This window comes from Pseudomonas sp. JQ36, from assembly GCF_053851495.1.
Genome location: NZ_CM132642.1, coordinates 1,211,849 through 1,223,229 on the forward strand (window position 1 = coordinate 1,211,849; position 11,381 = coordinate 1,223,229).

The following is an 11,381-nucleotide window of genomic DNA, read 5'->3' on the forward strand; positions in this document are numbered from 1 at the left end:
GCGAGCAAGCCCGCTCCCACAGGGAAACCCGGTGTGAGGACTGGCTTTACAACAACGAAATCGGATAGCTGACAAAGATCCGGTTCTCATCGAACTCATTGGTGCTGAAGTCCCGGCGTATCGTCGCGTTGCGCCATCTCACATTGAGGCTTTTCAGCGGCCCGCTCTGCACGGTGTATCCCAGTTCCGACTCGCGACCCCATTCCTTGCCGTCAGTTATCGTCCCGGTGTGCACGTTGTCGCCGCTGATGTAGCGGTTCATCAGGGTCAGGCCGGGAATGCCGAGGGCAACGAAGTTGTAGTCATGACGCAACTGCCAGGAGCGCTCTTTGGCGTTGTCATAACTGGCGTTGTAGCTGTCGTTGGCCAGGGTGCCGCCGCTGGTGCCGTTGACCCGCATCCACGCATCGTCGCCGCTGAGTTTTTGCAGGCCGACATAGAAGGTGTTGCCGCCGTAGCGTGCCGAAAGCAGGGCAAATGCAGTCTTGTTATCGAGGTCGCCGGCCTGGGCGCTGCCGTCTTCCTTGCCAGTGAAGAAACCGAGGTTGGCGCCCAGCGTCCAGTCGCCCAGTGGCTGGCTATGGCTGAGGTTGAAATACTGCTGCTGGTAGATGTCGCTGAGTTCGGCGTACCACACGCCGACCAGGGTGCGCTTGTCGTTAAAGGTGTATTCGCCGCCGCCGAAGTTGAAACGGTCGGAGGTGAAGGCGCCGCGGCCGTTCATCGACATGTCTTCCATGCTCGCATCGTTGCGCGGGCTGTTCTCGCGGAACTGCCCGCCGTAGAGGGTCAGGCCGTTGATTTCGGTGGAGGTGATCTGGCCACCGCGAAAGGTCTGCGGCAGGGAGCGGCCATCGTCCGAGCGCAGGATCGGCAACACCGGCATCCATTCGCCGACCTTCAATTCGGTCTTCGACACCTTGGCCTTCAACGCCACGCCGAGGCGACCGAAGTTGTCCGCCGGGCGCCCGTCATCGTGGATCGGCAACAGTTGCGTACCGCCGGTGCCCTTGCCTCCATCGAGTTTTTGCGAATACATCCCCAGCACATCGAGACCGAAACCAACGGTGCCTTGGGTAAAGCCGGATTTGGCATCGAGGATGAAGTTCTGCGTCCACTCTTGCGCCTTGCCCTGCGGGTAGTTCGGGTTGACGAAGTTGCGATTGAAGTAGGCGTTGCGCAGGTTCAGCGTGGCTTTGCTGTCTTCGATGAAGCCCTCGGCGTCTGCACTCATCGGCAAAACCAGGGCGAGGCTGCTGCAGCCGATCAAACTCAGGGTGGAACGCGGGCGGGGGATGGAAAAACGGGACGTGCGAACGGAATTGCAGACGAGTGTGCTCACTGTGACGCTCCCTGTTGCATTTGTTGTTTTTATTATTTGTTATACGTCGTCGTACAACATGGTTGCGGATAGTTGCGAGGTTTTCCGCAAAAGTCAACAGGGCTTTTTACGACGAGTTTGCGCGAGGTGGTAGCCCTCCAAATGCGGCGAAGAGGGCTGTTTCGTTGCCCGGCGCGGGAAAAATCCGTTGCGGGCGAGAAGACCTTTAAACAGAATTTACCAATCCACCGCGAACCCTGTGGGAGCGGGCTCGCCCGCGATAGCGGTCTGCCAGTCAGCCTGTTGCCGAGCCGACTGCCGTCATCGCCGGCAAGCCAGCGCCCACAGGATTGTGGGTTTGCCGCAAGATTTGCGGCAAACTCCCGGCAACACAAGCACAAGGCCTTTCAATGGATCGATACGCCCCGCGCGACTGGCAGCCTCACGAGAAGCCCAGTCTGCCCGGTTCCCCCTCGACGCCGCTGCACTCCAACCCCAAGCGCCTGGCCTATGCGCTGGTCGGGCTGCTAGTGGCGGTGACCGGTGGTTTGGGCAACTCGCTGGTGGTCGCCAACCTGCCTTACCTGCAAGGTGCGCTGGGTGCGACCACGGCGGAGATGGCCTGGCTGCCGGCTGCGTTTGTGATGACCAACGTGTCGATGAACCTGCTGCTGGTGAAGTTTCGTCAGCAGTTCGGCCTGCGCGCATTCACCGAAGTGTTTCTGGTGCTGTATGCGCTAGTGACGTTCGGTCATCTGTTCGTCAACGACCTGAGCTCGGCCATCGCGGTGCGGGCGGCGCATGGCATGGTCGGTGCGGCGCTGAGTTCGTTGGGCCTGTATTACATGGTTCAGGCGTTTCCGGCCAAGTGGCGGCTGAAGGCGCTGGTGCTGGGCCTCGGCGCCTCGCAACTGGCTTTGCCGCTGGCGCGACTGTTTTCCGAAGACTTGCTGCAGATTGCCGAATGGCGCGGCCTATACCTGTTCGAATTGGGCATGGCCTTGCTGTCGCTGGGCTGCGTGCTGCTGCTCAAGTTGCCGCCCGGTGACCGCTTCAAAACCTTCGAGCCGCTGGACTTTCTGACCTTCGCGATTCTCGCCAGCGGCGTGGCACTGCTCTGCGCGGTGTTGTCGCTGGGGCGGATCGACTGGTGGCTGGAAGCCAACTGGATCGGCTACGCGCTGGCGGCCTCGATTGCCCTGATCCTCGCCGGCCTGGCGATCGAGCACAATCGCAGCAACCCGATGCTGATGACCCGCTGGCTCGGTAGCGGCACGATGATCCGCCTGGCGCTGGCGGTGACCCTGATTCGCATGGTTACCTCGGAACAGTCCACCGGCGCCGTCGGTTTCATGCAGAACCTCAACATGGGGTATGAGCAGTTACACAGCCTGTACGTGGTGATGCTGATCGGCAGCATCGCCGGGTTGGCGACCAGCGCCCTGACCATCGACCCCAAGCACCTGCTGATGCCGCTGATCATCTCGCTCGCGCTAATGGCCACCGGTTCGGTGATGGACAGCTTTTCCAACAACCTGACCCGCCCGCAAAACCTGTATTTCAGTCAGTTTCTGCTGGCCTTCGGCAGCACGTTTTTTCTTGGCCCGACCATGGTTTTCGGCACCCGCAACGTGCTGACCAATCCGCGCAATCTGGTGAGTTTTTCGGTGTTGTTCGGGATCTGCAACAACCTCGGTGGCCTGCTCGGCGCGGCGTTGTTGGGTACGTTCCAGATCGTGCGCGAGAAATTTCATTCCAGCCATCTGGTCGAACACCTGACGCTGTCTGATCCGCTGGTGGCCGCCCGCGTACAGAGCGGCGGCTCGGCGGTCGGCTCGGTGCTGGCCGACCCCAGCCTGCGCAACCTGCAGGGCATTCGCAGCCTGGCGAATGCCGCGACTCGCGAAGCCAACGTGCTGGCCTATAACGATGTATTCATGCTGATCGCCGTGATTGCGGTGCTGACCATGATCTGGCTGTCCATTCGTGCGCTGTGGCTGATGAGCACCACCAAAGCCGTCGACCCAGCGCCTTCCGTACCTCCTAGCGGTGCTTCCAATTCATGACCGAACCGACCACAACAACCACCAATGCCATCGCCGCCACCCCGGAAGGCGTGGCGCCGCCGTCTTCACCGAACACCGAGCCGCGCTCGTTGCGGGTGCGGATCATCTCGTCGCTGGGCTTTGCCGCGATTGCCATCGTCGGCGTGCTGATCGTGCTCTACGCCTGGCAGTTGCCGCCGTTCAGCAGCGCGGTCGAGACCACCGAAAACGCCTTGGTGCGCGGCCAGGTGACGATCATCGGCCCGCAGCTCAGTGGCTACGTGTTCGAGGTGCCGGTGCAGGACTTCCAGTATGTGAAGACCGGCGACTTGCTGGTGCGTCTTGACGACCGGATTTATCAGCAGCGCCTCGATCAGGCGCTGGCGCAACTGGCGGTGCAGAAGGCTGCGCTGGCCAACGTGGTGCAGCAACGCAACAGCGCCGAAGCGACGATCAAACTGCGTCAGGCGGTGGTGGCCGACAGCGAAGCGCAGTTGCGCAAAAGCGAGGCGGATCTGCGCCGTAACAAGGAGCTGGTGAGTGACGGCTCGGTGTCGAAACGCGAGATGGACGTGGCGCTCGCGGCCAATGCGCAGAGCATTGCGGCGGTGGCGCAGGCCAAGGCCAATCTGGAAATCGCCCGGCAGGATCTGCAAACGGTGATCGTCAATCGCGGCTCGCTGGAAGCCGCAGTGGCCAGCGCTGAAGCGGCGGTGCAACTGGCGCGGATCGACTTGTCGAATACGCGCATTGTCGCCCCGCGTGACGGCCAGCTCGGACAGATCGGCGTGCGCCTGGGCGCCTACGTCAACTCCGGGGCGCAACTCATGGCGTTGGTGCCGAACCAGAAATGGGTGATCGCCAACATGAAGGAAACCCAGATGAACAACGTGCGCGTCGGGCAGCCGGTGCGCTTCACCGTCGATGCACTGAACCACCGCAAGTTCACCGGCCACGTGCAGCACATTTCGCCCGGCACCGGTTCGGAATTCGCCCTGTTACAGGCCGACAACGCCACCGGCAACTTCGTGAAAATCGCCCAGCGCGTGCCGGTGCGGATCACCATCGATGAGGGGCAGCAGGAAGAGGAACGCTTGCGCCCGGGGATGTCGGTGGTGGTCAGCATCGACACCGCAGCGGGCGACACACAACCGCATTGACCTGCGCAGATCAAAAATGTGGGAGCGGGCTTGCTCGCGAAAGCGGTGCGTCAGGCGATATTTTCGTATCTGACACACCGCTTTCGCGAGCAAGCCCACTCCCACATTCAGATTGGGTTTATCCAATAATCATCGGCGGCAGCGTGCCGAGCAGGGAGACGGCCGCCACAGCACCCATCCCCAACAACCATTCCAGCAGCACACTGCGTTTGAGCGCGCCCATCCGCTGTCCGCAATCATCAATCCGCAAGCGGTTGAACAGCGCCAGCGCGAGCATGCCCAGCACCAGCAACGCCTTGATCAGCAGAATCAAGGCAAAGCCTGCAAACAGCGGCGTCGGCCACCATTGCCCGGTCAGCACGCGCACGTTGATCAGCCCGGTGATCAGCAGCCCGCCAACAATCGCATAACCGACACCGCTGAAGCGTTGCAGGATCCGGCCCATCGCTTCGCCTGGCTGGCGCAGGATCAACACCAGCAGCAACAAGCCGCCGAGCCATGCGGCGACGCAGGTCAGATGAATGATCTGGTTGAGGATCAGCAGTTGCCCGCTGAGGCCGTCGAGCATTGCGCCGTGACCGACCGGCGCCAGGGTCGCCAGGAGCAGCGCGCTCAAGCCCAGGCGCAACGTCAGGCTTGATCGCCAGGGCGTGAACAGCAATGCCAGCAACAGCGCATTGATCAGCAGATGCCAACGCCAGACCTGGCCGAAAAACGTGTTGCCGAGCACCACGCCAATGGTCGTCGGGTCGAACGCGGCCGCCGCCGAACCGGCCATGCTCGCGGTGATCAACAGTGCCCAGGTCACACCGCTGAGCAGCGCAATCGCCGTCAGCCAGCGCGCCATTCGCGCTTGTTGCCGATCCAGTGTCGGCACCGGCGTCTTGAGTAGCAGCGGCCGGAACAGCCAGGCGCCGAACAGCATCAACACCGCGCTGAAATGCACAAAGCGGCACAGCACCAGCGCTTCACTCATGAATTACTGGCCAACCTTGAACTGGTAGGCGCCTTCGCTCTTGTGTGTGTCGACCGACACCGCGTGCCATTCGACTTTGTATTGACCGGCGGCGAGTGGTGCGGCGGGGGTGACGATCAGGGTTTTCTTGTCGCCTTCGGTGGTCAGCGGTTTGATTGCGACCGGGGCGCCATCGTGGGTCAGGCTAACTTTGGTGAAACTGGCTTCGACGCCTTCAGAAAAGGTCAGGCGCAGATCGGCCGGCGTGGCGACGGTGCTGTCGGCGGCCGGGGTCTGGCTTTTCAAGTGGGCGTGGGCGAAAACCGAAGATGCGGCGAACAGCGAAGCGAGCAGGGCAGTGGTGGTCAGGACGTTCTTGAACAGCATCGCGGATACCTCTGAGGCAGGACAAAGATGCCAGTTTAGCCATGCGCCGACCTTCATACGAAGTTTTGTTTGCAACGGTCGCCCGCGCACCAGAGCGGGTGCTAGTCTTGGGCAACGCTGTTGTCAGGGAGCCCTCATGGGCAATCACAAGATCGAGATTCGTCGCAGTAACGTCGAGAAAATCCTGCTGGCGGCGGAAAAAGTCTTCGCCGAAAAAGGCTTCGGCGGCACCGCCATGGCCGACATCGCGGCTGAAGTGCAACTGCCGCGTTCCAACCTGCATTACTACTTTTCGACCAAGAGCGAGCTGTACAGCGCGGTGCTGTTCGACCTGCTGGAAGTGTGGAAGCAGGATGCGCTGTGCTTCGAGATGTTCGATGACCCACGGGTGGTGCTGAGCAGCTACATCCGCGCCAAGATGAACCACTCGCGCAGCCGGCCTTATGGTTCGAAAGTCTGGGCCAATGAAATCATCCACGGCGCGCCGACCCTCGGTGAAGCGCTGGATCTGAGCCTGTACGACTGGGCAAAAATGAAGGAGGCGAAGATCCGCCAGTGGGTCGAGGACAAGCGGATTCTGCCGGTGGAGCCATCGAGCCTGCTGTACATGATCTGGGCCTCGACCCAGCATTACGCCGACTTCGATCATCAGGTGAATATTCTGAACGAGCATCAGCCGCTGTCGGACATGCAGTTCGAGCGGGCGGTGCAGACGGTGACCAGCGTGATCTTGCGCGGGATCGGGTTGGAGCCCTGATATGTGTTGAAGCGGCTGGCCTCTTCGCGAGCAAGCCCGCTCCCACAGTTTTGAAATGCATTCCAAATGTGGGAGCGGGCTTGCTCGCGAAGGCGTCAGTTCAGACGCTACCTGCCCTAAGCTGAGACATGGTAAGGATTGCGCGGATCATGATTCCAGTCCAGAAACGGCTTGCCGGTTTCCATCGGCACCATCTCGATACAGTCCGCCACCGGACAAGTGATCTGGCACAAGTTACACCCCACACACTCCTCATCGATCACTTCATATTTGTGCGTGCCGTCAGCCTGTTTCAGGCTGCTGATCGCCTGGTGTGAAGTGTCTTCGCAAGCAATGTGGCAACGCCCGCAACCGATGCACGCGTCCTGGTCGATCTTGGCGATGACCTGATAGTTGATGTCGAGGTACTTCCAGTCGGTAGTATTGCCCACTGCGCGCCCGGAAAATTCGGCGATGTTGGCGTAGCCTTGACTGTCCATCCAGCGCGACAGCCCGTCCTTCATCTCCTCGACAATCCGGAACCCGTGGAGCATCGCCGCCGTGCACACCTGCACCGCGCCGCTGCCCAACGCGATGAATTCCGCCGCGTCACGCCAACTGCCGATACCACCAATGCCACAGATCGGCAGGCCCTGGGTCTGCGGATCACGGGCGATCTCGGCGACCATGTTCAACGCGATCGGCTTCACCGCTGAGCCGCAATAACCGCCGTGGGTGCTTTTGCTGCCGACGGTGGGCAGGGCGACCATGTGTTCCAGGTCGACGCTGGTGATCGAGTTGATGGTGTTGATCAGCGACACCGCATCGGCGCCCCCGCGATGCGCAGCGCGGGCGGCGACACGGATGTCGGTGATGTTCGGTGTCAGCTTGACGATCACCGGCAACGAGCAATAGGTCTTGCACCAGCGCGTCACCTGCTCGACGTACTCCGGCACCTGACCGACTGCCGCGCCCATGCCGCGCTCGGGCATGCCGTGCGGGCAACCGAAATTCAGCTCGATGCCGTCGGCACCGGTGGCTTCCACCAGCGGCAGGATGTGTTTCCACGACTCCTCGACGCACGGCACCATCAGCGAGACGATCAGCGCACGATCCGGCCAGTCCTTCTTGACCTGGGTGATTTCGCGCAGGTTGATCTCCAGCGAGCGGTCGGTGATCAGTTCGATGTTGTTGATGCCCAGCACCTCGCGGTTGTTGCCGTAGTGCGCCGAGTAGCGCGACGAGACGTTGACCGCTGCCGGGTCCTCGCCGAGGGTTTTCCAGACCACGCCACCCCAGCCGGCCTCGAAGGCGCGGACCACGTTGTAGGCCTTGTCGGTCGGTGGCGCGGAGGCCAGCCAGAACGGATTGGGCGCTTTGATGCCGGCGAAGACTATCGAGAGATCGGCCATTTATGCAGCCTCCACGTTGAGCATCAGTTGCGCGTTGATCGCCTCGGCGGCGAGTTTGCCGTGCTGTACCGCTTGCACGGTGAGGTCCTGATCGAGGCTGGTGCAGTCGCCGCCGGCATACACGCCGGGAATGCTCGTGCGCAGGTTGTCATCGACCTGAATCCGCTCGCCCTGACGCTTGAGTTCACGGGCCAGCGGGTCAGCAAGGGCGCTGCTGTCAAAGGCCTGGCCGATGGCTTTGAAGATCGCGTCGGCGGCCAGTTCGAAGGTCTCGCCAGTGGTTTGCAGACGACCGTCGACCAGTTGCGTGCGGGCGAAACGCATGCCGCGGACCTTGCCTTGCGCGTCGAGCAGCACTTCCTCCGGTTGCGCCCAGGTCAGCAGGCGCACCTGATTGGCTTTGGCGATGTCTTGTTCGTGGCCGGTGGCGCCCATGTCCGCCGCGCCCCGGCGATACACCAGATTCACGTCACGCGCTCCGAGGCGGGCCATTTGCACGGCCATGTCGATCGCGGTGTTGCCGGCGCCGAGGACGATGCAGCGTTCGGCCAGTGGCAGTTGCGTCAGGTCATCGGCCTGGCGCAGTTCACGGATGTAGTCGGTGGCGGCGAGCAGGCCGGGGGCGTCTTCGTGCGGCAGGCCGAGCTGTTTGCTGGCGTTGAGGCCGAGGCCGAGGAACACCGCGTCGAACTGCTGATGCAGCTCGCTGAGGGTCAGATTCTCGCCGAGTTTCTGCCCGTGACGGATTTCGATGCCGCCGATCTGCAGAAGGAAATCCAGCTCCTTCTGCGCGTAGTCGTCGACCAGTTTGTATTTGGCGATCCCGTATTCATTGAGGCCGCCAGCCTTCTCCCGTGCTTCGAAAATCACCACGTCATGCCCGTGCATCGCGCTGCGGTGAGCGCAGGACAAACCCGCTGGCCCGGCGCCGACCACGGCGATGCGCTTGCCGGTGCTGGCCGCACGCTGGAACGGGTGCTCGGTGAAGTGTGCGTTGTCCACGGCGTAGCGTTGCAGCAGTCCGATCAGTACTGGCGCACATTCCTGGGCGTTGTTGCGCACACAGGCTTGCTGACAAAGAATTTCCGTCGGACAGACCCGCGCACAACTGCCGCCGAGGATGTTCGCCGAAAGGATTTTCTGCGCCGCACCGGGCACGTTGTCCTGATGGATATTGCGGATGAACGACGGAATATCGATCTCGCTCGGGCATGCGTTGACGCATGGCGCGTCGTAGCAATACAGGCAGCGCGACGCTTCCAGATGCGCCTGCCGGGCGTTGAGCGGTGGCGCCAGATCAGTGAAATGGCCGGCGAGGGCGGCCGCACTTTCGTGCGGGTGCGGGAGATGGTTCAGGGTCTCGATCACGGTTTTGTGCCTCACGGTTATTGAGGTTCTCTGCCTCTGATGGGCAGTGGTTTTTTGGTTGTCTGGACGGGCCCCTTCGCGAGCAAGCCCGCTCCCACATTTTGGAATGCGTACACCTGTAGGAGTGAGCCTGCTCGCGATGAGGCCGAAGGCCTCGCTTTAGCGCTTAACGGCAGTCGGGCGGTGTTGCTCAGCCCGCTTGCTCAGCAAGTCAAACACTGCCGGATACGCCGGTCGTTCGATATAGCGCCCGGCCCCGCGCTCGGCGCGCAGGTCGCCGTCGGCCCAGACCAATTTGCCCTGGCTGACGGTATGGCTCGGTACGCCGCGCACGGTCTTGCCTTCGAAGATGTTGAAATCCACCTGCTGATGGTGGGTCTTGGCGGAGATGGTGCGGGTGCCTTGCGGATCCCACAGCACCAGATCGGCATCGGCGCCGACGCGGATCGCGCCTTTGCGCGGGTAGAGGTTGAAGATTTTTGCGGTGTTGGTGGAAGTGAGGGCAACGAAATCCTGCATCGACAAACGTCCGCTGTTGACCCCTTCATCCCACAGCACCGCCATACGATCTTCGATGCCTGCCGTGCCGTTGGGAATCTTGCTGAAGTCATCGCGCCCGGCGGCTTTTTGCTCGGCGCAGAAGCAGCAGTGGTCGGTGGCGGTGGTGTGCAGATTGCCGCTTTGCAGGCCATGCCATAGCGCTTCCTGATGCCCGCGCGGGCGGAACGGCGGGCTCATCACGTAACCGGCGGCGGTCTGCCAGTCCGGGTGCTGGTAGACGCTGTCGTCGAGCAGCAAATGCCCGGCGAGCACTTCGCCGTACACCGGTTGACCCTTGCTGCGCGCGTAAGTGATTTCGTCCAGCGCTTCCTTGGTGGAAACGTGCACCAGGTACAGCGGCGTGCCGATGGTCTCGGCAATACGAATCGCCCGGCTCGCCGCTTCGCCTTCCACCTGCGAGGGCCGCGACAGCGGATGCGCCTCCGGCCCGGTGATGCCCTGGGCCATCAACTTGCGTTGCAGGTGATAGACCAGCTCGCCGTTTTCCGCGTGCACGGTCGGCACGGCGCCGAGTTCCAGGCAACGTTCGAAACTCGCCACCAGCGTATCGTCGGCGGCCATGATCGCGTTCTTGTAGGCCATGAAATGCTTGAAGCTGTTGATCCCGTGGTGGCTGACCAACTCGGCCATTTCCTCACGCACTTGCTCGCTCCACCAGGTGATCGCGACGTGGAAGCCATAGTCCGACGCGGATTTTTCCGCCCAGCCGCGCCACTGGTGAAACGCTTCCATCAGTGACTGCTGCGGATTGGGAATCACGAAATCGATGATCGAGGTAGTGCCGCCAGCCAGACCTGCAGCGGTGCCGCTGTAGAAATCTTCACTGGCCACGGTGCCCATGAAGGGCAGTTGCATGTGGGTGTGTGGATCGATGCCGCCGGGCATCAGGTATTGGCCGCTGCCGTCGAGCACTTCGGCACCGGCGGGAACATCCAGGTTCTGACCAATGGCTTTGATCACGCCGTCGGCGCAATAGACGTCGGCGCGATAACTTTCATCATGGGTAACAACGGTGGCGCCACGGATCAACAGAGACATTCCGAGTTCCTCGCAGGCATGACCGACTTGTGTCGGTTCTAAATGTTTTATTGATGTACAACGCTGATCGGCGTATTCCTGTCAGCGCTGTCAGGAATAGAAACTAGTCGCAGTTTTGCAATTGATCAAGATTATTTTTTATAAGCTTATGACTGTTTTAACTATATGAAAAATAACGATAAAAAACATAAATCACCAAAATGGTGAGGCTGTTCACCATTTTGACGCACTTGACAGGATGGAAATATGAGCAAGATTTCCTAAGTGAAATCAGCCGCTTGAAGTTGAGCTGCGGCTGAGCGCCCGTGATGAAAAAAAAGTGCAGTGCACCAGATTGAGTCCTGACATTTCGAACAACTTGGCAAGCGTTTGGCCTGAGCGTGCAGACAAGTTTTCGC

General features: G+C 61.2%; 9 protein-coding genes. 3 read left to right on the top strand and 6 right to left on the bottom strand.

The window, feature by feature from the left end:
* Window positions 1–46 precede the first annotated feature (46 nt).
* Window positions 47–1,342, bottom strand: a complete 1,296-nt coding sequence (locus tag ACS4NR_RS05480) for an OprD family porin (RefSeq protein WP_456019311.1) — start codon at window positions 1,340–1,342, stop codon at window positions 47–49.
* 389 nt (window positions 1,343–1,731) lie between these two features.
* Here ACS4NR_RS05480 and ACS4NR_RS05485 point away from each other — a divergent pair, with 389 nt between their 5' ends.
* Both ACS4NR_RS05485 and ACS4NR_RS05490 read left to right on the top strand, forming a co-directional pair.
* Window positions 1,732–3,387, top strand: a complete 1,656-nt coding sequence (locus tag ACS4NR_RS05485) for an MFS transporter (RefSeq protein WP_456019312.1) — start codon at window positions 1,732–1,734, stop codon at window positions 3,385–3,387.
* Window positions 3,384–4,526, top strand: a complete 1,143-nt coding sequence (locus tag ACS4NR_RS05490; RefSeq protein ID WP_166497636.1) for an HlyD family secretion protein — start codon at window positions 3,384–3,386, stop codon at window positions 4,524–4,526. Before ACS4NR_RS05485 ends, ACS4NR_RS05490 begins: the two co-directional genes overlap by 4 nt.
* Window positions 4,527–4,644: 118 nt before the next feature.
* Here the strand turns inward: ACS4NR_RS05490 and copD are convergent, their stop codons facing one another.
* Window positions 4,645–5,502, bottom strand: coding sequence for a copper homeostasis membrane protein CopD (gene copD / locus ACS4NR_RS05495; protein WP_456019313.1), 858 nt, complete (start codon window positions 5,500–5,502; stop codon window positions 4,645–4,647).
* A gap of 3 nt (window positions 5,503–5,505) precedes the next feature.
* Window positions 5,506–5,868, bottom strand: coding sequence for a copper homeostasis periplasmic binding protein CopC (gene copC / locus ACS4NR_RS05500; RefSeq protein ID WP_456019314.1), 363 nt, complete (start codon window positions 5,866–5,868; stop codon window positions 5,506–5,508).
* 136 nt (window positions 5,869–6,004) lie between these two features.
* On the opposite strand from copC, the gene ACS4NR_RS05505 reads away from it, so the two are divergent.
* Complete coding sequence (locus tag ACS4NR_RS05505; protein ID WP_027613201.1) at window positions 6,005–6,625, top strand: TetR/AcrR family transcriptional regulator; 621 nt, start codon at window positions 6,005–6,007, stop codon at window positions 6,623–6,625.
* A 116-nt stretch (window positions 6,626–6,741) separates the two neighbouring features.
* On the opposite strand, the gene preA is transcribed toward ACS4NR_RS05505, so the two are convergent.
* From preA to hydA, 3 genes are all read right to left on the bottom strand, one after another.
* Window positions 6,742–8,016 carry an NAD-dependent dihydropyrimidine dehydrogenase subunit PreA gene (gene preA, locus ACS4NR_RS05510; RefSeq protein WP_115990121.1) on the bottom strand — a complete coding sequence of 425 codons (1,275 nt, stop codon included), beginning with the start codon at window positions 8,014–8,016 and terminating at the stop codon, window positions 6,742–6,744.
* Window positions 8,017–9,384 (bottom strand): NAD(P)-dependent oxidoreductase, encoded by a 1,368-nt coding sequence (locus ACS4NR_RS05515; protein ID WP_247841685.1) that lies wholly within the window; start codon window positions 9,382–9,384, stop codon window positions 8,017–8,019.
* A gap of 159 nt (window positions 9,385–9,543) precedes the next feature.
* Window positions 9,544–10,983 (bottom strand): dihydropyrimidinase, encoded by a 1,440-nt coding sequence (gene hydA / locus ACS4NR_RS05520; protein WP_456019315.1) that lies wholly within the window; start codon window positions 10,981–10,983, stop codon window positions 9,544–9,546.
* Window positions 10,984–11,381 lie beyond the last annotated feature (398 nt).